We start from the raw sequence: 24,381 nt of genomic DNA, 5'->3' as shown, positions 1-24,381 counted from the left end.
CCCCCCCCCCCCCCCCCCCCCCCCCCCCCCCCCCCCCCCCCCCCCCCCCCCCCCCCCCCCCCCCCCCCCCCCCCCCCCCCCCCCCCCCCCCCGCGACCGGGTCACCGGTCATCGGGTCCGGGCCACCGCGTCACCGGGTCAGGACCGTCCCCGCCACCGAGTCCGGGACGGGGGACAGGCCCGCCGGGCGGGTCGTGAAGGTGCCGCGGCCCTGGGTGCGGCCGCGGAGGCGTGACGCGTACCCGAACAGCTCGGCCAGCGGCACCACGGCCGTGACCGCAGTCGTGCCGGACCGGCCGGCCGAGCCGGTCACCCGGCCGCGGCGGGCGGCGAGGTCTCCGAGCACGGCGCCGACCGCGTCGTCGGGGACGGTGACCACGACCTCCGCGACCGGCTCCAGCAGGGCCATGGCGCTCGCCCGGAGGGCGGCCCGCAGCGCGGCCCTGCCCGCCGTGCGGAACGCCAGCTCCGAGGAGTCCTTGGAGTGGGTCGCCCCGTCGGTGAGCGTGACGCGCAGTCCGGTCACCGGATGGCCGCCGAGCGGCCCGTCGGCGAGGGCGTCCCGGCAGCCCGCCTCCACGGCACGTACGAACTCCTGCGGGACGCGCCCGCCCACGACGGCCGACGCGAACGCGAAGGCCGTCTCCTGCAGCTCGGCCGTCTCCGCCCCGTCCAGCGGCTCGACGTCGATGACGACGTGGGCGAACTGGCCGGCCCCGCCGTCCTGTTTGACGTGCCGGTGGACCAGGCCGGACACCCCGCGCACGACCGTCTCCCGGTACGACACCTGCGGCCGGCCCACGGCGAGCTCCAGCCCGTGGTCGCGGCGGATCTTCTCCACCGCGACCTCCAGGTGGAGTTCGCCCATGCCCGACAGCACGGTCTGTCCGGTCTCGGGGTCGCTGCGCACCACCAGCGAGGGGTCCTCCTCGACCAGCCGGGCCAGCGCGGTCGCCAGCCGTCCGGTGTCGGTGCTGCGGCGCGCCTCGACCGCGACCGACACCACCGGGTCCGCGACCGTCGGCGGTTCCAGCAGCAGCGGTGCCTGCGGGGTGCACAGCGTGGTGCCGGCGCGGGCCGTCTTCAGGCCCACCGCGGCGACGATGTCGCCGGCCAGGGCCTCGTCCAGCTCGGAGTGCCGGTCGGCCTGCACCCGCAGGATGCGGGCGACGCGTTCGGTCCGGCCGGTGCCGGTGTCGAGCACGGTGTCCCCCTTCCTCAGGGTGCCGGAGTAGACGCGCAGGTAGGTGAGGCGGCCGGTCGCGGTCACCGCCACCTTGAAGGCGAGCGCGGCGACCGGTCCGGCGGGGTCGGGCCGCCGCTCCTGCTCGCCGCCGTCCGGCCCGAGGCCCCGTACGGGGGGCAGGTCGGCGGGCGAGGGGAGGTAGGCGACGACGGCGTCGAGGAGCGGCTCCACGCCCCGGTTGCGGTAGGCGGAGCCGCACAGCACGACCGTGCCGGAACCGTCGAGGGTGATCTCGCGCAGCGCGAGCGCGAGGGTCTCGTCGGACAGCGCACCGGTGGTGCAGAACTCCTCCAGGGCGGCGGGGTGCAGTTCGGCGGTCGTCTCCTCCAGCAGGCGGCGCCGCCGTTCCGCTTCCGCGCGCAGGTCGACGTCGCCCACCGCGTCCGCGTCGCGGACGTCCGCGGTCTCGTACGTGTCGCAGCCCGCGGGCCAGGTCAGGGCCCGCATGTGGACCAGGTCGACGAGGCCGGTGAAGCCGTCCTCGCGGCCGATCGGCAGCTGGGCGACGAGCGGTACGGCCCCGAGCCGGTCGCGCAACGAGGCGACGGCCGTGTCGAGGTCGGCGCCCGCCCGGTCCAGCTTGTTGACGAACGCGATCCGCGGGACGCCGTACCGGTCCGCCTGCCGCCACACCGACTCGCTCTGCGGTTCGACGCCGGCGACGGCGTCGAACACGGCGACCGCGCCGTCCAGGACGCGCAGGGACCGCTCGACCTCGTCGGCGAAGTCCACGTGGCCGGGGGTGTCGATCAGGTTGATCCGGTGGCCGTCCCAGGCGCAGTTGACGGCCGCGGCGAAGATGGTGATGCCGCGGTCCCGCTCCTGGGCGTCGGAGTCGGTGACGGTGGTGCCGTCGTGGACCTCGCCGCGCTTGTGGACGGCGCCGGCGGCGAACAGGATGCGCTCGGTCACGGTGGTCTTGCCGGCGTCGACGTGGGCGAGGATGCCGAGGTTGCGGACGGTGGTGAGGGAGTGTCGGCTGGCGCGCATGGCCCTGGCCTTTCGGGTGGTGGAGCGGGGTGGTGAACGGGCTGCGCGATTGCCGGACGCACTCGTCTCGGAACTTCTCGGAACTTCCCCGTGCTTCTCGGCGCTTCTCGGCGCTTCTTGGATCGTCCCGGTTCGCCCTGGTTCGTCTCACCTCCGGGCGCGGCCGTGCACGCCACCGCGAGATGCGGTGGCGACAGGGGCGTACGGCTCGGAAAGCGGCGGGGCGGGGCGTGGCGGAGCGGGAAGCGGGCGGAGCACGGCGGAGTCCGCCGGATCGGTTCAGTCGACCCGGCGGATCCGTGCGTGCGTCACGGTCAGACGGTGCGGTGCCGGCCGCGCAGCGGGCACCGCACGGCCCGGGACACCGGGATCACGTCGTACCGGGAACGGGGAACGAAGGCGGCGACGGTGCGCTGACGGCACATGACCTGTTCCCCTTCTCCAACTCGACGGCATGCGCGCTGCGTTGCCGCCCGTCCGGCGGTTCGCCGGGTCGCGGCGGTGGCGCGCGTTGCGAGTGTAGGGAACGATGCGGGTCCGGGGCACGGCATTTATGCGCGACCGAACACGAACGGCGGTCACGAACGGCGGTCACGGACGGCGGTCACGAACGTGGCCACCAGTGGCCGGGCCCCTCTCCCGCCACCGCTTCCGACGGCCTGCCGTCCACGCCGACCGGGATCTCGCCCGCCAGCATCACCCGGTGCATGATCCGCGGCTGGTCCGGGTGCGCGGTGTCGCCGGGGGCCAGGTGGATGGTGGCCCGGTTGTCCCAGAAGGCCACGTCACCCGGTTCCCACCGGAACCGGACCGTGTACTCGGGCCGGACGGCCTGCTCCAGGAGCATTTCCAGCAGGGGCGCGCTCTCGGCCCGGGACAGGCCGAGGATGTGCTCCACGTAGTAGCCGTTGACGTACAGCAGCCGCTCGCGCGACTCCGGGTGGACCCGCACCAGGGGGTGGTGGGAGGCGACCTGGTGTTCCATCAGGTGGCGTACGTAGGCGTCCTCGCCGGTCCGCATCCGGTAGCCGACCCCGAGCCGGTGCTCGGCGCGGAGCCCGTCGAGGAACTGCCGCAGCGGTGCGGACAGTCCCGCGTACGCGGCGGCCAGGTTGGACCAGGTGGTGTCGCCGCCGTACGGGGGCACGGCCTCGGCGCGCAGGATGGTCGCGGCGGGCGGGTCGATCCGGGCGCCGTGGTCGCAGTGCCAGCCGCGCAGCAGCGTGTGGCGCCGCCGGTCCAGCCATTCGGCGCGGTCCATGCCGTACCGCCCGCCGAGTTCCAGCCGGTCGGCGGTGGTCTCGATCTCCGGGAACCCGGGCGGTGAGGCGCTGCCGCGCCTGCCGGGCACCACCGGGGTGCCGAACCGGCGGGCCAGGTCCACGTGGGCCCGGTGGTCGAGGTGCCGGCCGCGGAAGAAGACCACCTTCCAGCGCAGCAGGGCCGCCCGGACCTCCGCCACGGTCGTGTCGTCCAGCGGCTCCGCCAGGTCGACGCCGGTGATCTCGGCTCCGGTGTGTCCGGCGAGGGGGTGCACCTCCACCGTGCTTCCGGGACGGATGTGCCCCCCATCGCCGGCCCCGTCGCCGGCGCCGGCGCCGGCGCCGGTCCGGGGGTTGGTGCTCCCGAGGCTGCCCATGCGTGCTCCCTCCGCGACTCCCCCGCCTTCGTCCACCGGTCCAGCATGGCCGCCGGCGGGCCGCCCCGACAGAGCGCCTCGGCGCCGCGGGGCTCAGCCCTTCCGGGACTTCCGTTCGTGCGTGGCCGTCCGGATCTCCTCCGTCGCCGCGCGGAACGCCGGCGCCGCCCGCCGGAAGTAGTCGAAGAGCAGTTCCTGCTGCTCGGGCGTGTAGCCGGCGAGCACCTCGCCGATCCGCCGCCGCGCGGGCCCCACGGCCGCCTCGACGCCGGCCAGGGCGTCCGGTACGGCCTCGACGACCACCTTGCGGCGATCGGCCGGATCCGCGGTCCGCCGTACGTAGCCGGCGCGTTCGAGGCGGTCGATCAGCCGTGTGGTGGCGCCCGTGGTCAGTCCGGTCCCGGCGGCGAGTTCTCCCGAGGTCAGCCCGCCGGCGAGGGTGATCCTGCTGAGTGCGTACCACTCGGAGGCCTGCAGGCCGGCCGCATCCGCTCCTGCCATGCCGTGCAGCCCCACGGCGTCGACGTAGTCCCGGAAGACCGCCCTGCGGTCATCGCCCTGTTCCGGCATCGCTTCTCCCATTCCCCGTGATCCCCTTGCCATTTATCTGCATGCATGCAGATACTGAGCGTGTGCAGTTGCTGCACCAGTCTAGTCAACCACCGCACGGGGAGGCACCACCATGGACCGCAGGACCGTTCGCCGCGTCGCCCTCGTCACCGCCGCCGTCGCCGCCGTCGGAGCCTCCGCCGGGTACTTCTGGCTCGACGCCACCTCCGCCGTCCACCGCACGGGCGCGCCCCACTGCTCCGACGTCGTCCCGACCGGGGCCGACCGCGCGGACGGCGAGGCCGTGTGCGCCACGCTCGACGCCCTCACCGACGCCTGGGGCCGCGGCGACGCGGACGCCTACGGCCGCCTGTTCACCGAGGACGCCACCTACACGACGTACGTCGGCAGCCACTACGAGGGCCGTGCCGACATCACCGAGGGCCACCGCGCCCTGTTCCGGGACTTCACCAAGGGCACCGAGCTCGCGGCGAGCTACCTCGACATGCGCTTCCTCACCAAGGACGTCGTCGTCCTGACCGGCCGCGGGGACGACTACAGCGGCAGCAGGCCGGCCCTCGACGAACTGTCCAAGGTGCAGACGTACACGCTGGTCCGCGACTCCGACGGGGTCTGGCGGATCGCGGCATTCCACAACACCCGGCGGCAGAACGTGATGGAGCGCTTCTCCTTCCTCTACTCCCCGGCCACGGCCCCGAAGGCGGAGAGGTGATCGCGGCGTCCGGCGAGGCGCCCCGGCCCGGACGCCGGAGGGGCCGCGCGGCCCCTCCGGGAGGAGTCAGGGTCGGGGTCAGACGTCGATGGTCCGCATGAACTCCGGTGCGTAGCGGTCGCCGGAGGCGACACCGCGGGGGGCCACGGCCTCGATCGCGGCGATGTCCTCGTCCGTGATCACGATGTCGGTGGCGGCGATGTTCTCCTCCAGGTAGCGCCGCCGCTTCGTGCCGGGGATGGGCACCGCGCCCTGGCGCAGCACCCAGGCCAGGGCCAGCTGGGAGGGGGTGACGGACTTGGCGTCGGCCAGGCGGCGCACGGCTTCGACGACGTCGAGGTTGCGGGCGAAGTTGTCGCCCTGGAAGCGCGGGTCGGTCCGGCGGAAGTCGTCCTCCGCGAAGTCGTCCGGGCTCTTGATCGCGCCCGAGAGGAAGCCGCGGCCCAGCGGGGAGTAGGCGACCAGGCCGATGCCCAGCTCGTCGAGGACGTCCCGCACCCCGTTGGTCTCCAGGCCGCGCTCGAAGAGGGAGTACTCGGTCTGGACGGCGCTGAGCGGGTGGACGGCGTGGGCGCGCCGGATCGTGGCCGCCGAGGCCTCGCTGACGCCGAGGTAGCGGACCTTGCCGGCGGTGACGAGCTCGGCCATCGCGCCGACGCTCTCCTCGATCGGCACGTTCGGGTCGACGCGGTGCAGGTAGTACAGGTCGATGTGGTCCGTGCCGAGGTGGCGCAGCGAGCGGTCGGCGGCGCGGTGGATGTACTCGCGGCTGCCGTTGTGGCCGAAGCGGTTGCCGTCGTCGTCGAACTCGAGGCCGGTCTTCGTCGCGATGACGACCTGGTCGCGGGGGCGGTCCGACAGGGCCTTGGCGATCAGCTGCTCGTTGCGGAAGGGGCCGTAGCCCTCTGCGGTGTCGAGCAGGGTGACCCCGAGCTCCAGGGCGCGGTGGATGGTGGCCAACGATTCGGGCTCGTCGGTGGCCCCGTAGAAGGCGCTCATGCCCATGCAGCCGAGGCCTTCGGCGCCGACCTGCAGGCCCTGGGTACCGAGTGCACGCGTTTCCATGCTGTCTCTCCGCTCTCGCTCAAGTAACTAACCGGTTATCTACACCGTGCACGAACCCGCCCCCGCTTGTCAATAACTAGATAGTTACTTGCTAGCCTGGGCCGTATGGCACGTGATTCCAGCGCAACGAAGGCCCGTATCCTCGCGGCGGCCTTCGACGAGTTCGCCGAGTACGGTATCGCCGGGGCCCGGGTGGACCGGATCGCCGACACGGCCGGCGCGAACAAGCGGATGATCTACGTCTACTACGGGAACAAGGAGCAGCTGTTCGACCAGGTCCTCCAGCAGGCCCTGGAGCAGGGCGCCGAGTCCGTCCCCTTCGACGCCGAGAACCTGCCCGGCTACGCCGGCGCCATCTTCGACCACCTCACCGCGGACCCGCGGCTGATGCGGCTGGTGATGTGGAAGCGGCTGGAGCGACCCGAGGCCACCCCTCTGGAGACCGAGGCGTACGCCCGCAAGCACGCCGCCCTCGCCGCGGCGCAGCAGGGGGGCCACGTCGACCCGTCCCACGACCCGGCCGACGTCCTCACCCTGGTCCTGGCCCTGGCCCAGGCCTGGTACACCACCGCCGCCGCACCGACGGGCCCGGGCCACCGCGCGGCGGTGGTCGACGCCGTGTCCCGCCTGACCGCCGCGAAGCCCCAGCCCCCCACCCAGAGGCCCCTTGCCCCCTAGGGCTGTGGCCCGAGAGGTTCACCGCCTCGCGGCGCTCCCGCAGCTACCACTGGGAGGTGCCCCCGGGCACGGCACCTCGCCGCGTTGTCGGACCGCACACGAACGTGCGGTACGAGCCGCGGCCTCCGCCTTGCGATGCACCGCACCGGACGCCGCGAGCCGGCGAACCTCTGCGGCCCCAGCACTAGCCTCGGGTCGGGGCCGGGGTCGGCGGGTGGTGGGGGCCGCGGGAGGCGGCCGGGAACCGGCGCCACAGGGACCAGGAGGCGGTGGCCACGAGGAGGGCGTTCAGGAGTACGGGGGCCCAGCCCCAGTGCAGGGCGGGCCAGATGGCGGTCGCCGCGACGAAGGACACGGCGAGGTTGGCCCCGGCGAACACCAGCCACGCCACGAGCGGCCGCCGCCGGGGCTCCAGGCCCCCGTTCACGGCGGCCAGCACCAACGCCGTGGTGAGCATGGGGCCCACCGCCCAGCGGGCGTGCCAGCCGAGGGCGGCGTACCACAGGTACGAGTTCACCCAGACGGCGGCGAAGCAGGCGCCGCCGCGCAGGAGTCGGGGCCAGGCCGGGCTCGGCCGGGGACCGGTGGCCGTCGCGGCGGCCGCCGGCGCGGGGGACTCCACCCCCGCGCCGGGGAGGCCCTCCCGGCTTCCGGTTGCGCCGCCGCCCCGGGCCGGCGGCGCGTCTTCCCTCGTGGTCGGCGCGGGTCGCACCGCCGCCGACCCCTCACCGCGGGCCACCGCCTCCAGCGCGGCCAGGGCCTCCTCCGCCGTGCTCCGGCGGGCCGGATCCTTCGTCAGCAGGCCCGCCAGGACGGGCGCCAGCACGCCCGCCCGCTCCGGTACGGGCGGGTCCTGCATGACGATCGCGACGCACAGCGCGGAGAAGGTCTCGGCGGAGAACGGCGGCCGGCCCTCCACCGCGCTGTACAGCGTCGCGCCCAGGGACCACAGGTCCGTGGCGGGCGTCGGGGGCTCGCCCTCGAGCTGCTCGGGGGCCATGTAGGCGGGCGTCCCGATGACGGTGCCGGTGTGGGTGAGCGTCATGGTGGCGTCGGAGACGTGGGCGATGCCGAAGTCGGTGATCACGACCCGGTCGTCCGACAACAGGACGTTGTCGGGCTTGAGATCGCGGTGGATGGTGCCCGAGGCGTGCGCCCGCACGAGGGCCCTCAGCATCAGGGCGCCGATCTCCGCGACGCGGCGCACCGGCAGCCCGCCCTCCCCCGCCACCGCGGCGGCGAGGGAGGTTCCGGTCACGTACTCCATGACGATGGCGGGCGCGCCTTCGTGCTCGACCACGTCGTGGACGGTGATGATCCCCGGGTGGTTGAGTCGCGCGGCGGCCCGCGCCTCGCGCATCACGCGCCGCAGCAGCACCGCCCGTTGCTCGTCGCCGATGCCCTGCGGCAGGAGGACCTGCTTGACCGCGACCTCCCGTCCGAGCGTCTCGTCCCGCCCCCGCCAGACCCGGCCCATGCCGCCCTGGCCGATGAGGTCGAGGAGTTGGTACCGGCCGCCTATCAATGCCCCGTTCGCCTCTGCCACCCGCCCACCCTAACGACCGGATGATCTCCGCGAAGGCCGGTCCCCCGGATCGCGGGCCCGTGCCGGTCAGGGGTACGGGCTGCTGGGCGCGACCCGCGGGATGCGGGGCGCGGGATGCGGGGCGCGGGATGCGGGGCGCGGGATGCGGGGCGCGGCCTCGCGGCTCGCGTCAGGGCCGTTGCCCCGTCTCCGCCAGGCTGCCCGTGCTCCCCGCCCGCGCATGATCGAGGTGGTAGACGGCGAAGGCGCGGCCTATGACCGGCATGGCGACGTTGCGGACCAGGACCCCGCCCGCCGTCATCCCGTGTTCCGTGCCGTGGTGGGCGTGGCCGTGTACGGCCAGGTCCGCGCCCGCGGCGTCGATCGCCTCGGCCAGCAGGTAGCTGCCGAGGAACGGGTAGATCTCCAGCGGCTCCCCGGCCAGCGTGTCCGGGACGGGGGCGAAGTGGGTGAGGGCGATCCGCACGGCGCAGCCGTCCTCGGCCAGGCCGTCCAGGGCGCGGCGCAGCCCCTCGGCCGACTCGCGGGTGGTCCGGACGAGGGCCTTCATCTCGGGTTCGCCGAAGTCCCCGGCGCAGCGCCCGGCGAAGCCCCCGCAGAAGCCCTTGGTGCCGGCCACGCCGACGCCGGTGCCGGTGCGTACGGAGGTGCCTTCCAGGACCGCCACCCCGGCCTCGCGGAGCACGTCCGCGACCTCGTCCTGGCGGTCGCTCTGGTAGTCGTGGTTGCCGAGCACCGCGACCACGGGCACGGGCAGCCCCCGTACCTCCCCGGCCACCACCGCGGCCTCCTCGGGGGTGCCGTGCCGGGTGAGGTCGCCCGCGAGGAGCAGCAGGTCGGCGCAGCCGCCGAGGGTCTCGAAGGCGGGCCGCAGCAGGCCCTCGCTCCCGGGAGCCAGGTGGATGTCCCCGACGGCTGCGACACGGGTCATGGCAGGTCTTCCTCCTGCGCCCGCGAGGGCGGCTGCACGCTGACGACGCGCACGTCGTGCCGCCAGGGCAGCCCGGCCAGTTCCTCGGCGGCGATGCGCAGCACCGTGGCCCGGCACGCGCGGGTGGTGACGGTGCCCGACAGGACGGGGGTCCCGCCGTTCAGGTCGATCTGGACGCCGAGTTCGGCGACGTCGTCGTGGGCGAGCCGGTCGCGCAGGTGCTCGACGCGGTACGTGACGGCGTCGGCGCCCGGTGCGGGCGCAGCGGGCCCGGGGCGGGGGACGGTCATGGCTGCGGCTCCTTCCGGGGCGGCCGCTGCCGGCCGTGTTCGCGCGGGCCGATGATGTCGAGTCGTTCGAGGAGGTACAGGAACGCGTCGGGCAGCGGGTCGGCCCGGTGGGCGCGGTCGAGCCGGTCCCAGTCGATGCGCTCGCGCAGGACGCGGGCGGTGGGCAGCAGGGCGCCGAAGTCGCAGTAGTGCTCGGTGAGGGCGGCGAGCAGGCTGTCCATGAGGTCGGTGGGGGCGAGGACCGGCATGTACACCGAGTCCACGGAGCGGACCTCGGCGCGGTCGAGCAGCTCGCTGCTGACGGGCCGGCGGGCCAGCTCGAAGATCAGGTCGATGTCCTCGCCGTCGGACCGGCCCTTGACCAGCCAGTCCTCGGAGGATTCGCGGAGCCGGACGCCGCCCTCCGCGAGGGCTTCCATGACCTCCGGGGCGTCCTCGCGGCGCAGGCAGAAGTCGGTGTCGTGCTGGAAGCGGGCCGGGGCGCCGTGGGCGAACGCGGCCACGCTGCCGGCGAGGGCGAAGGGCCTGCCCGTGGACTTGAGCAGGGTGGCGACCCGTTTGGTCACCTCCAGGATGGCCTGGGTGTGGTCCTGCGGCAGGTCGGCATCACGACCGGTGCCGGGGCCGGTGTCCGGGTCGGTGCCCGTGGGCACACCGGCTGCGGCCTCCGGGTAGGGCGTCGGGGCGTGGCTCATGGGTGCGGCCTCCTGGTCGGCCGGTGGTCGCCAGCGCCTGCCCGACCCCGGTACGGGTAAACCGGGCCGCGCTTCATCCCGTCCCGCGCCCGTCGGCGGCGGCGTACGGGGTGGCCCGTCGGCTGCGGGCCGGTGCGGCGGCGAGTCGGCGGGCACCGCGGGCCAGGGCGAAGGCCGCGAGGGCGGCCGCGGGCACGGCGGTCACCGCGACCAGGGCCCACTGGAGGGCGTAGTGCGTGGCCTGGGTCGGGGTGCGGTCGAAGGTGATCATCGGGCCCCAGGTGTAGTAGCCCCAGATCATCAGCAGCTGGGAGGCCACGGCGCGGAGCACGGCGTGCACGGCGGTGGGGGCGGTGGCCGCGACCAGGACGACGACGGCCGCGTACGGCACGTAGCCGGACGCGAAGCGGCTCGCGGCCGTCACGTGCAGCCCGTCGCCGTCGCCCGCGACGGAGATCCACGCGGACAGGGATCCGGCGGCGAGCGCCACCGCCGCGGTGGCCGCCGCCCTTCGTACGCCCCTTGCCATGCCGTTCTCCTTCTCCTCGCCCGCCGCGTCCGCACCGGGGCGGGCCGGGCCGACCCCGGTTCGGGCCCAGCCTGCGTGTCGCGCATGCGCGGGGGATGACCGCTCCATGACCGTTTCGTCACGGCGGCCGCCCCCACTACGCCCGCCCCGGCCGCCCCGTTCCAACCAGCCCGACAATCCATCCGGCCGTCTCGACATGCAAAACGGTTCGTCTCACATAGCGGTTGACTCATTAGAGTGCCCATGTGAACACGCAGCGGATTTCGCGCAGTTGGCTCATGCTCGCCCTGGGCACCGGCGGCCAGACCGCCAGTACGACGGCGCTCTACGGCCTCGCCTACCTGATCCCCGCGTTCCGGGAGGACCTCGGAGTGTCGCTGGCCGGGGCGGGGGTGCTGGTCTCGTGTCCGATCGCCGGGATCCTGCTCGGGCTGGTCGGCTGGGGCGTGGTCGCCGACCGGTACGGGGAGCGGCTGGCGCTGGGGGCCGGGCTGCTGGCCGCGGCCGCGGCGATGGCCGGTGCGGCCTTCGCGGAGGGCACGCTGACGCTGGGCGTCCTGCTGGTCCTGGCCGGGGCCTTCGGGTCGTCCGTCAACTCGGCCTCCGGGCGACTGGTCATCGGCTGGTTCCCGCCGGACCGCCGCGGTGTGGCGATGGGGGTGCGGCAGGCCTCGCAGCCGCTGGGCACCGCGCTGGCGGCCGCCGCCATGCCGCCGCTGGCCCAGCACGGCGGTCTCGCCGCCGCCCTCGGACTGTCCGCCGTGCTGTGCGGGGCGACCGGCGCGGCGACCGCCCTGTTCGCGGTCGACCCGCCGCGGCCCGGGCAGCCGACGGGCGCCCGCGCCCCCGCCCCGTACCGGGAGGGCGGCCACCTGTGGAGGCTGCACGGTGTCGCGGCCGCACTGTGCGTGCCGCAGTTCGTGGTGACGGGCTTCGCGCTGCTGTTCCTGACCGGGGCGCGCGGCTGGTCCGCGGCGGCCGCCGGGGCCGTCCTGGCCGCGGTCAACCTGGCCGGTGCCGCGGTGCGCCTGCTGGCCGGCTGGTGGTCGGACGCCGTGGGCAGCCGGATCCGGCCGATGCGGTGGCTGGGCGCGGCCACCGCCGCGGACCTGGCCCTGCTCACCGCCGGGGCGGCCCTGGACTCCCCCGTCGGCACGGCCGCCCTGCTGCTGGCCTCGGCGCTGACCGTGAGCACGAACGGGCTGCACAACACCGCGGTCGCCGAGTACGCCGGCCCCGACTGGGCGGGCCGCGCCCTGGGCGTGCACGGGATGGGGCAGCACACCGCGATCGTCCTCGTCCCGCCGCTGGCCGGTGCCCTGATCGCGGACCGGGGTTATCCGCCGGCCTTCGCGCTGGCGGCGGGCTGCGCGGCGCTGGCGGTGGTGCTGCTGCCCGCGGCCGACAGGGTCCCGCGCACGGCGTGGACCGCCCCGGCCGACGCCGACCGGCCGCGGCCCCGGGCCGGGAAGGGGGGCGGCGAGCGCCCCGGTCACAGCGCTAGCCGCGTTTCGCGCGCAGGAACCGCTGGAGACGCGCCCACGGCCAGGCGTTGACGACGTCGTCCTTCGTCAGCCAGCCGCGCTGGGCGGTGCCCACCCCGTACCGCAGGTAGGGCAGGTGCACGGTGGCGTGCGCGTCCGAGTCCACGGCGAACTTCACCCCGTGGCGCTTCGCCCGCAGGACGTCCTCGTCGCACAGGTCGAGCCGCTCCGGATGGGCGTTGATCTCCAGGGCTGTTCCGGTGCGGGCGCAGGCTTCGAAGACCGCGTCGAAGTCGGCGTCCACGCCGGGCCGCTTGCCGATCCGCCGGGTGGTGGGGTGCCCGATGACGGCCACGTACGGGTTCTCGCAGGCGCGGATGAGGCGCCGGGTCATGGCCTGCCGGCTCTGCCCGAAGTGGGAGTGGACGGAGGCCACGCACAGGTCGAAGCCGGCGAGGAACTCGTCGGGCCAGTCCAGGCCGCCGTCCGGGCCGATGTTGAGCTCCGTGCCGTGCAGCAGCCGCATCCGGCGCACGGTGCGGTCCAGTGCGCGGACCCGCTCCCGCTGTTCGAGGGCCTTCTCCTTCGTCATCCGCTGCATGGCGAGGTCCGGCGCGTGGTCGGTGACGGCGTAGTACGCGTACCCGCACGCCGCGCCGGCGGCGACCATGTCCTCCAGGGTGGCGAGGCCGTCGGTGAGGTCGGTGTGGGTGTGCAGGTCGCCCTTGATGTCGGCCTCGGTCACCAGTTCGGGCAGTTCTCCCGCGAGCCCCGCCGCGATCTCCCCGCGGTCCTCGCGGAGCGTCGGCGGGATCCAGGGCAGGCCGAGCCGGGCGTAGATCTCCTCCTCCGTCTCGGAGGCGAGGTTCTCGCCGCTCTCGGCGTCGAAGAGCCCGTACTCGGACAGCTTGAGCCCGTGCCGTACGGCCAGCTCGCGGGTGCGGATGTTGTGCGCCTTGGAGCCGGTGAAGTACTGGAGCCCCGCACCCCAGGAGGCGGGCGGCAGGACGCGGAGGTCGACCTGGAGGCCGGCGGCCGTCCGGACGGAGGACTTCTTCGCGCCGTGCGCGATGACCTCTGCGGTGACGGGAAGGCCCCTGAGGGCGGTCATGAACGGCTCGGAGCGGTCGGCCGCGACGAGGACGTCGAGGTCGCCGACCGTCTCCCGCATCCGCCGCAACGAGCCCGCGAACGTGCACCGTACGCAGCCCGGGATGCGGGACAGCTCGGCGACGATCTCCTCGGCGATCTCCGTCGCCGCGTCCAGCAGGATGCGGTCGCCGGCCTGCCGGAGCAGGGAGATGCCGTGGAGGATGCTCTCCTCGGTCCGCTCCCCGAAGCCCTTCAGGTCGCGCAGCCGCTCCTCGTGCAGGGCGGCCTCCAGTTCCGCGACGGACGAGATCCCGAGCTCCTGGTGCAGCACCAGGGCCTTGCGGGGGCCGAGCCCGGGGATGCGGGTCAGTTCGCGCACGCCGGGCGGGATGGCGGCCCGGGAGGCGTCGACCTCGGGGATGTGCCCGGTGCGCAGGTAGGCCTCGACCTTCTCGGCGATGGACCGGCCGACGTTCGGGATCTCCATGAGGCCCTTGGTGTCGAGGCCGGAGATGTCGGCCGGGTGGCCGCCGATGGCGCGGGCGGCCTTCTCGTACGCGCGCGCCTTGAAGGCGTCCGCCCCGCTGATCGCGATCAGGTCGGCGTACTCCCGGAGCAGTGCCTCCACCTCTTCGTTGGCCCGGCCCATACCTCCAGGGTGCCCCCGCGGCGCCGCCGGGGCACGGCCTGCCGGGGGCGGCGCGGGGCGGGCCCGGGACGGGAAGGCCGGGGACGGGAAGGCCGGGGACGAGACGGCCGGGGACGGTGTCAGCTCCCGGCGCCGGCCGATGCCTTGGCGCGGTGCCGTACCGATCTCCAGCGCCATGTGGCGGCGCAGGGACGCGCCGGACGAGCCACTGGCCGGGGGCATCCCGACCTCGTCGCGGAACCGGCGCGACAAGGTCCGGTCGGCGACGACGCTGCCGTGGTCGCGGCGCAACAGGTGCGGGCAGAGGTCCACGCCCGCGGCGACGCCGGCGGCTGTGACGACCCGGCCGCCGACCACGAACCAGGACGTCGGCGTCCACCGCCACCCGGGGGAAGGCCCGCCGGAAGTGCTCGGTCTCGTCCGGTGGGTGGTGGCGTGCCGGCCGGCAACCGGTCGAGGGCGGCGTCGAGTTCGGGCGGCAGCCAGTCGCGCTCCGCGGGGTCGCTGCCGTCCGCGCCGGGGCCGCAGACGAACGGCGGGACGACGAGGGTGTCGGCGGTGGCGACCGCCTCGGCGCCGTGCTCCACGCGCCGCGCTCCACGGTGATGGCGAAGTCGGCGCCGGTGCGGACCGGACGGCCGTCGAGGCTGCAGGTCAGGACCTCGTGCGGGGGTGTGCCGGCGGGGCTTTCGGCCGTGCCGAAGATGCGTACCGGATGGTCATCTCGAACGGGATCGGCCGTCACCCGGACCGGGTTCGGCGGTCCCGATGCCCTCCGCCTCACCACCGCCGACCGGCCCGAACCCGGCCCCGCCGAGGTGCTCGTACGGATCCCGGGCACGGCGGTCAACCCCACCGACGTGTGGCACCGCGCCTCCGGCGGCCCCGCCGGCACCGAGGTGCCGCCCGTCCCGCTCGGCTGGGACCTGTCGGGCACCGTCGAAGCCGTCGGGATCGGCGCCACGCTCTTCCGCCCCGGCGACGAGGTGTTCGGCATGCCCGGGCATCCCGCCCCGCGGGCACGTACGCCGAGTACGCCACCTCCCCCGCCCGGCACCCCGCGCACGAGCCGGCAGCCCTCGACCATGTTGCCGCCGCCGTCCCCCTGGCCGGGACTGACCGCATGGCAGGCCCCGGTGGACACCGCCGACGTACGGCCCGGGCAGCGGGTCCTCGTCCACGCCGCGGCCGGCGGGGTCGGCCACCTCGCCGTGCGGATCGCCAAGGCGCGCGGGGCGTACGTGACCGGCACCGCGAGCACGGCCACGCAGGCTTCGTCCGCTCCCTCGGCGCCGGCGAAGCCGTCGACTACCGCACGACGGACTTCGCGGAGACCGTCTCGGACGTCGACGTCGGCGTGGACACCATCGGCGGCGCGCACGGTCCGTGTTCGCTGCGCACCCTGCGCCCCGACGGCATCGTGGTCTCCCTCGCCTCCCCGGACGAGGCGGCCCTCGCCGAGGATGCGCGCCGGCTCGGCGTCCGCGCCGTGTTCATGGCGGTGGAGGCCGACCGGGCGGGCATGCGGGCGCTCGCAGGCCTCGTCGAGCGGGGCGCCCTGCGCCCGCACGTCGCGGAGGTGCTGCCGCTCGCGGAGGCGGGCAGGGCGCACGAGCTCTCCCGGTCCGGCCGCACCAGCGGCAGGATCCTCCTGACCGCGGCGGCCCACCGCGCCCACGCCTGACCGGGCCCCTCGCCCTCCGCCCCCTGGCTTCGGTCTGTCCCCGTCCTCTTCAGGTCGGCGAGGACGACGTATGTGCTCGTCCCCCGTGCCTGGCACGGCGCCTGGACCTTCGGACCCCCGCCCGCGAGCTGCGCCGCGCCGGACACCGGGCCCATCCGCCGACCCTGACCGGCCTCGGTAGCCGCAGGCACCTGCTGACCGCTTCGGTGGACCCGGGCACCCACATCGAGGACGTGGTGAACCTCCTGGCCGAAGAGGACGTGACCGATGTCGTCCTGGTCGGGCACAGCTACGGACGGGCATGGTCGTCACCGGCGCCGCGGACCGGGTGAAGGGCCCGGCGATCCGGCTGGAGGGCTGCGCGGACCGTTTCGCCGCGAAGTCGTACGTCCACGCCACGCAGTGGCCCACGCCGTCGCCGTTCGCGGAGCCGTACCAGCGGCTGAGCGGTCTGCCGGACTGGCGGACGTACACCCTGGACAGCGGCCAGGACGTGACGCGCGGCGCGCCGGCGGGGGGCTGGAGCAGGGCTGCGCCTGCCACGGCCGGGGGCACGGCCTGCACCGGTCGCGGCGGTGGTCCTAGCCTGGGGATGTGGGTGCCGATGCGGTCACGGTGTTCCTGTGCGGCGACGTCATGCTCGGTCGCGGCGTCGACCAGGTCCTGCCCGGCCGCGGTGATCCGGAGCTGCGGGAGGGGTACGTCAAGGACGCCCGCGACTACGTGGGGCTGGCGGAGGCGGTGAACGGGCCGCTGCCGCCGCTGCCGGTCGGCTTCGACTGGCCGTGGGGCGACGCCCTCGGGGTGCTCGACGCGGCCGCGCCGGCCGCCCGGGTGATCAACCTGGAGACCTCCGTCACCCGGAGCGACGACTTCGCGCCCGGCAAGGCGGTCCACTACCGGATGCACCCCGACAACCTGCCCTGCCTGGCGGCCGCCCGCCCCGACGTGTGCGTGCTGGCCAACAACCACGTCCTCGACTTCGGCCGCCGCGGGCTGCGCGAGACGCTCCGTACGCTGTCCCGCGCCGGGCTGCGGACGGCCGGCGCGGGCCATGACGCCGCGGAGGCCGCCGCGCCGGCCGCCGTCCCGCTCGGCGGCGGCCGCCGCCTGCTGGTCTTCTCGTTCGGGATGCCCTCCAGCGGCATCCCGGCGGACTGGGCCGCGACCCGGAGCGGGCCCGGGGTCGCGTACGTGGCCGGGCCCGGCGCGGCGGCGGCGCGCGAACTGACCGAGCGGGTACGGCAGGAGAAGCGTCCCGGGGACCTCGTCGTGGCCTCGGTCCACTGGGGTTCCAACTGGGGCTACCCGCTGCCCCGCGACCACACCGCCTTCGCCCGCGCCCTCGTCGACGGCGGCGTCGACCTCGTGCACGGCCACTCCTCGCACCACCCCCGCCCGCTGGAGCTCTATCACGGACGGCTGGTCCTGTACGGCTGCGGCGACTTCATCGACGACTACGAGGGCATCAGCGGCTACGAGCAGTACCGCGACGACCTGCGCCTGCTCTACCTGGCCTCCCTGGATCCGGACACCGGCCGGCTCACCAGCCTCGGGATCACGGCGTTCCAGGCCCGGCTGCTGCGCCTGTGCCCCGCCTCGCCCGAGGACTCCCGCTGGCTGCGGGAGCTCCTGGCCCGGATCGGCACGGGCCTGCGCGTCCGGGAGGGCGCCGAAGGACCGCCGCACGCGTGGACGCTCGTACCGTCCTGACGCGGCGCCCCGGTGCGCCTCCCGTGCCGCCCGCAGCAGCGGCGACGAAGTGCCCGTCGGGGTGGCCGGTTTGATGCGGCGGCAGGCCGCGGCACCCCTCGGGCCCGCTGGCCCCCTCCGCACCGCAGGGGCACACTGATCACGCCGGGATCAGCGATCCGAGGAGACTCGATGCCCCAACCGTCCGCGTCTGCCGCACCGCCCGTACCGATCATCATCGACTGCGACCCCGGGCACGACGACGCCCTCGCGATCATGCTGGCGGCGGGCGACCCGGCCGTGGAACTGCTCGCCATCACCACCGTGGCGGGCAACCAGACGCTCGCCAAGACCACCCTGAACGCGCGGCGGGTCTGCACGGTCGCCGGCATCACCGGAGTGCCCATCGCGGCGGGCTGCGACCGGCCGCTGGTCCAGCCGCTGGCGGTGGCGGACGACGTGCACGGCGTGTCCGGCATGGACGGCCCCGCCTTCCCCGAACCGGCGGTGGACGTGGTGCCCGAACACGCCGTGGACCTGATGCACCGGATCCTCAACGAGCATCCGGAGCCGGTGACCCTGGTCCCGACCGCCCCGCTGACCAACATCGCGCTGCTGCTGACCCGTTACCCGCAGGACGCCGCCCGGATCCGCGAGATCGTCCTCATGGGCGGCTCCACGGAACGCGGCAACCGGACCCCGGCCGCCGAGTTCAACGTCCAGACCGACCCGGAGGCCGCCGACATCGTCCTGCGCAGCGGCGTCCCGCTGACCATGTGCGGGCTCAACGTCACCCACCAGGCGCTGGCCACGCCCGAGGTGGTGGCCCGCTTCGAGGACCTGGGGACCGAGCTGGGCCGGGTCTGTGCCGGACTGCTGACCTTCTTCGCTTCCACCTACCGCGAGCTGTACGGGTTCCCGGATCCGCCGTTGCACGATCCGGTGGCCGTGGCCAGGGTGATCGACCCGGGGATCGTGCACTGCGTGGGCGCCAACGTCGTGGTGGAGCTGGCCGGCCGGTTCACGCGCGGCGCGACCGTCGTCGACCTGCACGCCCGTACGGGCCGGCCGGTGAACGCGCAGGTGGCGACCGCCCTGGAGGCGGACCGGTTCTGGGACCGGGTGGTCGCCGCCGTCTCCGCCCTCGGCAACACCGGCGCCTCCTGACACGCCTGGTGGGTGGCGGCGGTACGGCCCCGGCCACCGCCACCCCGCGGCCGTCGCCCTCGCGCGCGGCCGCAGCATCCGCCTCCGTCAGGCGAGGGTGATGCTGTCGCCGGCCACGGTGATCTTGGCGGGCGCCAGCGGGCGGGTCGCGGGGCCGCCCGCCGGCGAGCCGTCGGACACCTTGAACAGGCTCTGGTGGCAGGGGCAGACGATGTTCCCGTCCGTCACCGACGCCACCGAGCAGCCCGCGTGCGTGCAGGTCGCCGAGAAGGCCTTGAACTGGCCCGCGGTCGGCTGGGTCACCACGACCTTCTGGTCCTTGAACACCTTGCCGCCGCCGACCGGTATGTCGGCGGTGCGCGCCAGGGCCTTCCCGCCGCCCGCCGGGGCCGGGGCCGAGCCGGCCGGTGCGGGGGCGCCCGCCTCGGAGCCGGCCGGGGCCGGGGCGTCCTGCGCGCCGGAGGCCTCGGAGCCGCCGTCGGCGCCGCAGCCGCTCAGCGCTGCGCCCGCCAGGCCGGCGGCGCCCGCCGCGAGGACCGTGCGCCGGCGTGTGGTGTTGCCCATACCGTGTCTCCTTCTCGTCCCGGAAGCGGACCGGGGCATCGTATGTCTCCCCGACCTCAACAGGAACACGCCCATCCGCCGTGGCCGGTTCACGCTTCTTCGCATCGGATGTGGTCGAACCGTGGCGGCCCCCGGGCCGTGTGGTGCGTATGGACACCTCGACGAGCACCCCGACGAGCACCCCGACGAGCACCTCGGCGAACGCACCGGCGAACACCCCGACGAACGCCCCGTCGCGCACGCTCATTTCCGTCGTGCGCGCGCACGCCGCCCGGCACGCCCTGCTGCCGCTGCGGCTCTTCCTCGGCTTCACCTTCGTCTACGCCGGCCTGGACAAGCTGGCCGACCCGGCCTTCCTGTCGGCCGCCGGCGACGGCTCGATAGGTCAGCAGATGCAGTCCGTGCGGGATGCCGCGGCCGTGCCCGGACTGGTCGACCTGGCGCTGGGCGACCCCGTCGGCTTCGGCTTCGCCATGGCCGTCGGGGAACTGGTCGTCGGGCTGGGGGTGCTCGCCGGTCTGCTGACCCGGATCGCGGCGCTCGGCGGGGGCCTGATCTCGCTGAGCCTGTGGCTGACCGTCAGCTGGGCGGCGAGCCCGTACTACTACGGCAACGACCTGGCCTACCTGATGGCGTGGATCCCGCTGGTGCTCGCCGGGGCCCCTTCCCTGTCCCTGGACGCGGTCCTGCTGCGACGCCGCCGGCGGCTCGAACCGGCGGCCGGGCCGGATGCGCAGGACGCGCCCCGTGTCTGGCGGCTCCCGGAGGACTCCCGGACGCGTGACCTGGCCGCCGCGGTGCGCAGCGCGTCCACCGCGGCCCGGAGCGCCCGGGGTGCGTCCGCCCCGGCCCGGGGCGCGTCCGCCCGGGTGTGAGGCCGCCGGCCGCGCGGCCCCGGGTATGCGGCGGCCGGGTAGGCGGTGGGGCGCCGTCGGCGAGCGCGCTCGCCCGTATGCGGCCCCGCACCCGCCCCCCACGCGCGCCGCGTTGCGCGGGTGTGCCCCAGGGGGCAGGGTCGAGGAGGCGGTCGCCGGCCGACACGGAGGGCCGGGGCCGAGGGCGACACGGACGAGGAGCCAGGATGCCGATTGCCACGGTGAACCCCGCGACGGGCGAGACGGTACGCACCTTCGACACGCTGGGGCCCGACGGCATCGAGCGGTGCCTCGCCGATGCCGCGCGCGCCTTCGAGTCGTACCGCAGGACCGGCTTCGCCGAGCGGGCGGCGCTGCTGCTGCGCGCCGCCGACCTGTTGGAGGGGGACAACGAGGACATCGCGCGGACGATGACCACCGAGATGGGCAAGCCGCTGGCGGCGGCCCGCGCCGAGGCCGCGAAGTGCGTGAAGGCCATGCGCTGGTACGCCGAGCGCGCCGAGGGCCTGCTCGCCGACGAGGTGCCGGTGGACGCCGACGTCCGCGACAGCGGCGCCTCGACGGTGCGCACCCACTACCGGCCGCTCGGGGTGGTCCTCGCCGTCATGCCGTGGAACTTCCCCCTCTGGCAGGTGGTGCGGTTCGCCGCGCCCGCGCTGATGGCGGGCAACGTCGGCCTGCTCAAGCACGCCTCGAACGTCCCCCAGACGGCCATCTACCTCGGCGACCTCTTCGAGCGGGCCGGCTACCCGCACGGCTGCTTCCAGACCCTGCTGATCGGCTCCGGCGCCGTCGAGGGGGTGCTGCGCGACCGCCGGGTCGCCGCGGCCACCCTGACCGGCAGCGAGCCGGCCGGCCGCGCGGTCGCCGCCACGGCGGGCGACGAGGTCAAGAAGACGGTCATGGAGCTGGGCGGCAGCGACCCGTACGTGGTGATGCCGTCGGCCGACATCGCACGGGCCGTACGGACGGCGATCACCGCGCGGGTGCAGAACAACGGGCAGTCCTGCATCGCCGCCAAACGGTTCATCGTGCACGCCGACGTCTACGACGAGTTCGCGGAGCGCTTCACCGCCGGCATGGCGGCGCTGGCCGTCGGCGACCCGATGCTGGAGACCACCGACGTCGGCCCGCTCGCCACCGAGAAGGGCCGGGCCGACCTGGAGGAGCTCGTCGACGACGCGGTGCGCGGCGGCGCGGAGGTCCTGTGCGGCGGACGCCGGCCGCCGGCGCTGGAGCAGGGCTGGTACTACGAGCCCACCGTGCTCGCGGGCATCACCCCGGACATGCGCATCGACCTGGAGGAGACCTTCGGGCCCGTCGCCACGCTCTACCGGGTCGCGGACCTCGACGAGGCGGTGGCGCGCGCCAACCACACCCCGTTCGGGCTCAGCTCGAACGTGTGGACCCGCAGCGACGAGGACGTCGCCCGGTTCGTCCGTGACCTCCAGGCGGGCGGCATCTACGTCAACGGCATGACCGCCTCGCACCCCGCCCTGCCGTTCGGCGGCGTCAAGCGCTCGGGCTACGGCCGGGAGCTGTCCGGGCACGGCATCCGCGAGTTCTGCAACATCACCACGGTCTGGCAGTCGGCCGGCTGACCCGCCCGGTCCCGGCCCCGCCCGCTGCGCCCCCTCCCGGTCACCCGCCTGTCCGCCGCCGTTCTGCTGAACCGTGTCCTGCGCAGGCGTCGGGCGGGCGCCGAGGGGGCACGCAGCACGGGTGAGCCCTCTCGAACTGCGTCCGGCCATCGCCGACGCCCGTACCGCCCGGTCCCGGCGGGCCCTGCTCGCCGGCTGTGTCGGCAACCTCGTCGAGTGGTACGAGTTCGGCGTCTACGGCTGCCTGGTCACGGTCATCGCGGACAACTTCTTCGCCGCCCGCGGCCCGGCCGGCGGAGCCGGGGCGCTCCTCGCGACGTACGCCTCCTTCGCGCTCGCGTTCTTCTTCCGGCCGGTCGGCGCCCTGCTGTTCGGGCGGCTCGGCGACCGGGCCGGCCGCCGACCCGCCCTCGTCGCGTCCGTCACCGTCATGACCCTGGCCACCACCGCCATCGGGCTGCTGCCCACCCGGGACGCGATCGGCGTGGCCGCCCCCGTCCTGCTGACGGTCCTGCGCGTGCTGCAAGGGCTCTCCGCGGGCGGCGAGTTCGGCGGTGCCGTCTCCCTGATGACGGAACACGCGCCGCCGGGCCGCCGCGGCCTGCACGGCGCCTTCCAGTCCTTCACCGTCGCGCTCGGCCTGCTGGCCGGGGCCGCCACGGCCGCCCTCCTCGCGACCGTACTGCCGACCGCGGCCCTGTACGCATGGGGGTGGCGGATCCCGTTCCTGCTGGCCCTGCCGCTGGGGGCGGTGGCGCTGTGGCTGCGCACCGGGGTGGAGGAGCCGCCGGCCCCCGTCCCGGTCGCCCCGGTGGCCGGCGCCGGACCGGACCGGGCCGGCTGGCTCCCGTCCGCCGGGGCTCCCGGCCCGGCCCCGGTGGTGTACGCCGTCGTCCTCGGCATCGGCCGGGTCATGGGCTGGTCGGCGGCCGGCTACACCTTCCTCGTCGTCCTGCCGTCCCATCTGCAGACCGTCCTCGGCGCCTCCGTACGGGACGCCCTCCTCGCCACCGCCCTCGCCAACCTCGGTTTCGCGGCGGCCATCCTCCCCGCAGGTGCCCTCAGCGACCGGATCGGCCGCCGCCCGGTGATGGTCTTCGGGGCCCTGTCGGTGGTCCTGCTCTCCTTCCCGCTGCTGCGCCTGCTCCAGTCCCCCGCCGCGGCGACGGGCGCCAAGGCGGGCGCGGTGCTGCTCGCCGGGGTGCTGGTCGGCCTGCTCGCCGGGCCGGGGCCGGCCATGCTCGCCGAGATGTTCCCGCGCCGGATCCGCTGCACCGGCCTGGGCGTGGCCTACGCCCTGGCCAACGCCGTGTTCTCCGGGTGCGCGGGCCTCGTCATCACCGCGCTGACCGCCCGGACCGGCAGTCCGGACGTGCCCGCCTTCTACGCGGCAGGGGCCTGCGCCGTGAGCACCGTCGCGCTGCTGACCCTGGGCGGCGACGACCACCTGGAGCCGCTGCGATGAGGGTGATCGGACTGATGTCGGGGACCTCGTACGACGCGATCGACGCCGCGGCCGCCGACCTGGCCCTGACCGACTGCGACGGCGACGGCGACGGCGACGGCGACGGCAGCACGTTGTACCTGACCCCGCTGGGCATGGTCAGCGACCCGTACCCGGACGAGGTGCGCGGCGCCCTCGCCGCCGCCCTGCCGCCCGCCCCCACCACCCTGGCCGACGTCTGTCGCCTGGACACGTGGGTCGGGCAGGCCTTCGCCGCCGCGGCGGCCCGCGCCGACCGCGAACTCTGCGCGGGACGGGCCGAGCTGGTCGCCTCGCACGGGCAGACGGTGTTCCACTGGGCCGAGGCCGGCCGGGTGCACGGCACCCTCCAACTGGGCGAGCCGGCCTGGATCGCCGAGGCCGGCGGCTGCCCGGTCGTCTCCGGGTTCCGGCCTCGGGACGTGGCGGCGGGCGGGCAGGGCGCGCCGCTGGTGAGCCTGGTCGACCTGATGCTGCTGCGGGGCCGACCGGGGGTGCCGGCCGCCCTGAACATCGGGGGCATCGCCAACGTGACGGCGCTGCCGGCCGGCGGCGAACCCGTGGCGTTCGACACCGGGCCCGGGAACGCGCTGGTCGACGCCGCGGTCCGGGACCTGACCGGCGGGCGGCTCGCCTACGACGAGGACGGTGCGCTCGCCGCCGCGGGACGGGTCCACCGGCCGCTGCTGGAGCGGCTGCTCGCGGAGCCCTACTACCGGCTGCCGCCGCCCCGGACCACCGGGAAGGAACTGTTCCACGCGGACTACCTGCGGACCGTGCTGGCCGGGTGCACGGGGCCGGCGCCCTCGCCGCAGGACCTCGTGGCGACGCTGACGCGGCTGACCGCCCGCACGGTGGCGGGTGCGCTGCGCCCGCTGCGGACCACCGAGGTCTTCGTGTCGGGGGGCGGGGTCCGCAACCCGGTGCTGATGGGCATGCTCCGCGAGGAGCTGGCGGGCGGCACGGCCGTGCGGGGCTCGGAGGACCTGGGCCTGCCCGCGGCGGCGAAGGAGGCGTACGCGTTCGCCGTCCTCGGCTACCTCACGCTGCACGGGCTGCCGGGGAACGCCCCCCGCTGCACCGGGGCCGGCGGGCCGCGGGTGCTGGGCTCCCTGACACCGGGCCGGCGCCCGCTCCGGCTGCCCGCTCCGCCGGCCCGAGCGCCGCGGGCGCTGGTCGTACGGGAACCGTGAGGCGGC

At 75.2% G+C, this 24,381-nt stretch carries 20 protein-coding genes and 2 pseudogenes; 11 read left to right on the top strand and 11 right to left on the bottom strand.

The window, feature by feature from the left end; genetic code table 11:
* Window positions 1-130: 130 nt before the first annotated feature.
* The 3 genes from fusA to ACZ4VL_RS01515 all read right to left on the bottom strand — a co-directional run bounded on the left by fusA (window position 131) and on the right by ACZ4VL_RS01515 (window position 4,445).
* Window positions 131-2,236 carry an elongation factor G gene (gene fusA / locus ACZ4VL_RS01525; protein WP_468194208.1) on the bottom strand — a complete coding sequence of 702 codons (2,106 nt, stop codon included), beginning with the start codon at window positions 2,234-2,236 and terminating at the stop codon, window positions 131-133.
* 604 nt (window positions 2,237-2,840) lie between these two features.
* A complete protein-coding gene (locus tag ACZ4VL_RS01520; RefSeq protein ID WP_468194205.1) occupies window positions 2,841-3,875 on the bottom strand; it encodes a TauD/TfdA dioxygenase family protein in 1,035 nt (344 codons plus the stop codon).
* 93 nt (window positions 3,876-3,968) lie between these two features.
* Window positions 3,969-4,445 carry a MarR family winged helix-turn-helix transcriptional regulator gene (locus ACZ4VL_RS01515; protein WP_468194202.1) on the bottom strand — a complete coding sequence of 159 codons (477 nt, stop codon included), beginning with the start codon at window positions 4,443-4,445 and terminating at the stop codon, window positions 3,969-3,971.
* 112 nt (window positions 4,446-4,557) lie between these two features.
* Here ACZ4VL_RS01515 and ACZ4VL_RS01510 point away from each other — a divergent pair, with 112 nt between their 5' ends.
* A complete protein-coding gene (locus tag ACZ4VL_RS01510; protein ID WP_468194200.1) occupies window positions 4,558-5,157 on the top strand; it encodes an SgcJ/EcaC family oxidoreductase in 600 nt (199 codons plus the stop codon).
* Window positions 5,158-5,235: 78 nt separating this feature from the next.
* Here the strand turns inward: ACZ4VL_RS01510 and ACZ4VL_RS01505 are convergent, their stop codons facing one another.
* Window positions 5,236-6,222 carry an aldo/keto reductase gene (locus tag ACZ4VL_RS01505; RefSeq protein WP_468194197.1) on the bottom strand — a complete coding sequence of 329 codons (987 nt, stop codon included), beginning with the start codon at window positions 6,220-6,222 and terminating at the stop codon, window positions 5,236-5,238.
* Window positions 6,223-6,327: 105 nt separating this feature from the next.
* Here ACZ4VL_RS01505 and ACZ4VL_RS01500 point away from each other — a divergent pair, with 105 nt between their 5' ends.
* Complete coding sequence (locus ACZ4VL_RS01500) at window positions 6,328-6,900, top strand: TetR family transcriptional regulator (RefSeq protein ID WP_468194194.1); 573 nt, start codon at window positions 6,328-6,330, stop codon at window positions 6,898-6,900.
* Between the two features lie 184 nt (window positions 6,901-7,084).
* Here ACZ4VL_RS01500 and ACZ4VL_RS01495 read toward each other — a convergent pair whose 3' ends face one another.
* The 5 genes from ACZ4VL_RS01495 to ACZ4VL_RS01475 form a co-directional block, all read right to left on the bottom strand.
* On the bottom strand, window positions 7,085-8,446 hold the full coding sequence (locus tag ACZ4VL_RS01495; RefSeq protein WP_468194191.1) for a serine/threonine-protein kinase: 1,362 nt from the start codon (window positions 8,444-8,446) through the stop codon (window positions 7,085-7,087).
* A 169-nt stretch (window positions 8,447-8,615) separates the two neighbouring features.
* Complete coding sequence (locus tag ACZ4VL_RS01490; RefSeq protein WP_468194188.1) at window positions 8,616-9,377, bottom strand: metallophosphoesterase family protein; 762 nt, start codon at window positions 9,375-9,377, stop codon at window positions 8,616-8,618.
* On the bottom strand, window positions 9,374-9,667 hold the full coding sequence (locus tag ACZ4VL_RS01485; protein ID WP_468194187.1) for a hypothetical protein: 294 nt from the start codon (window positions 9,665-9,667) through the stop codon (window positions 9,374-9,376). Before ACZ4VL_RS01485 ends, ACZ4VL_RS01490 begins: the two co-directional genes overlap by 4 nt.
* The gene (locus ACZ4VL_RS01480; protein WP_468194184.1) at window positions 9,664-10,362 is read right to left on the bottom strand and encodes a nucleotidyltransferase family protein; all 699 of its coding nucleotides are present in this window, start codon (window positions 10,360-10,362) and stop codon (window positions 9,664-9,666) included. Before ACZ4VL_RS01480 ends, ACZ4VL_RS01485 begins: the two co-directional genes overlap by 4 nt.
* Before the next feature lie 73 nt (window positions 10,363-10,435).
* Window positions 10,436-10,891: a hypothetical protein gene (locus ACZ4VL_RS01475; protein ID WP_468194181.1), complete on the bottom strand. Its 456-nt coding sequence runs from the start codon at window positions 10,889-10,891 to the stop codon at window positions 10,436-10,438.
* A 245-nt stretch (window positions 10,892-11,136) separates the two neighbouring features.
* On the opposite strand from ACZ4VL_RS01475, the gene ACZ4VL_RS01470 reads away from it, so the two are divergent.
* On the top strand, window positions 11,137-12,447 hold the full coding sequence (locus tag ACZ4VL_RS01470) for an MFS transporter (RefSeq protein ID WP_468194179.1): 1,311 nt from the start codon (window positions 11,137-11,139) through the stop codon (window positions 12,445-12,447).
* Here the strand turns inward: ACZ4VL_RS01470 and polX are convergent.
* Entirely contained in the window at window positions 12,392-14,116 is a 1,725-nt protein-coding gene (polX, locus tag ACZ4VL_RS01465; protein WP_468194231.1) for a DNA polymerase/3'-5' exonuclease PolX, read from the bottom strand. The genes ACZ4VL_RS01470 and polX overlap by 56 nt on opposite strands.
* 704 nt (window positions 14,117-14,820) lie before the next feature.
* Between polX and ACZ4VL_RS01460 the strand changes: the two are divergent.
* The 4 genes and pseudogenes from ACZ4VL_RS01460 to ACZ4VL_RS01445 all read left to right on the top strand — a co-directional run bounded on the left by ACZ4VL_RS01460 (window position 14,821) and on the right by ACZ4VL_RS01445 (window position 18,659).
* Window positions 14,821-15,800 (top strand): annotated as a pseudogene (locus tag ACZ4VL_RS01460) (NADP-dependent oxidoreductase).
* Between the two features lie 206 nt (window positions 15,801-16,006).
* A complete protein-coding gene (locus tag ACZ4VL_RS01455) occupies window positions 16,007-16,132 on the top strand; it encodes a hypothetical protein (RefSeq protein WP_468194177.1) in 126 nt (41 codons plus the stop codon).
* Between the two features lie 262 nt (window positions 16,133-16,394).
* Window positions 16,395-17,513 (top strand): CapA family protein, encoded by a 1,119-nt coding sequence (locus ACZ4VL_RS01450; protein ID WP_468194175.1) that lies wholly within the window; start codon window positions 16,395-16,397, stop codon window positions 17,511-17,513.
* A gap of 171 nt (window positions 17,514-17,684) precedes the next feature.
* Window positions 17,685-18,659 carry a nucleoside hydrolase gene (locus tag ACZ4VL_RS01445; protein WP_468194173.1) on the top strand — a complete coding sequence of 325 codons (975 nt, stop codon included), beginning with the start codon at window positions 17,685-17,687 and terminating at the stop codon, window positions 18,657-18,659.
* An 87-nt stretch (window positions 18,660-18,746) separates the two neighbouring features.
* Here ACZ4VL_RS01445 and ACZ4VL_RS01440 read toward each other — a convergent pair whose 3' ends face one another.
* Window positions 18,747-19,223: a Rieske (2Fe-2S) protein gene (locus tag ACZ4VL_RS01440; RefSeq protein ID WP_468194171.1), complete on the bottom strand. Its 477-nt coding sequence runs from the start codon at window positions 19,221-19,223 to the stop codon at window positions 18,747-18,749.
* A gap of 149 nt (window positions 19,224-19,372) precedes the next feature.
* On the opposite strand from ACZ4VL_RS01440, the pseudogene ACZ4VL_RS01435 reads away from it, so the two are divergent.
* From ACZ4VL_RS01435 to ACZ4VL_RS01420, 4 genes and pseudogenes are all read left to right on the top strand, one after another.
* Window positions 19,373-19,930 (top strand): annotated as a pseudogene (locus tag ACZ4VL_RS01435) (DoxX family protein); the annotation flags it as partial.
* A 374-nt stretch (window positions 19,931-20,304) separates the two neighbouring features.
* Window positions 20,305-21,699 (top strand): NADP-dependent succinic semialdehyde dehydrogenase, encoded by a 1,395-nt coding sequence (locus ACZ4VL_RS01430; protein WP_468194169.1) that lies wholly within the window; start codon window positions 20,305-20,307, stop codon window positions 21,697-21,699.
* 121 nt (window positions 21,700-21,820) lie between these two features.
* Complete coding sequence (locus ACZ4VL_RS01425; protein ID WP_468194166.1) at window positions 21,821-23,164, top strand: MFS transporter; 1,344 nt, start codon at window positions 21,821-21,823, stop codon at window positions 23,162-23,164.
* Entirely contained in the window at window positions 23,161-24,375 is a 1,215-nt protein-coding gene (locus tag ACZ4VL_RS01420; RefSeq protein ID WP_468194164.1) for an anhydro-N-acetylmuramic acid kinase, read from the top strand. The genes ACZ4VL_RS01425 and ACZ4VL_RS01420 overlap by 4 nt, the downstream gene beginning before the upstream one ends.
* Window positions 24,376-24,381 lie beyond the last annotated feature (6 nt).

It is taken from the genome of Streptomyces sp. NPDC029014 (assembly GCF_055564695.1).
This window is presented reverse-complemented; position numbering and strand designations above follow the sequence as displayed.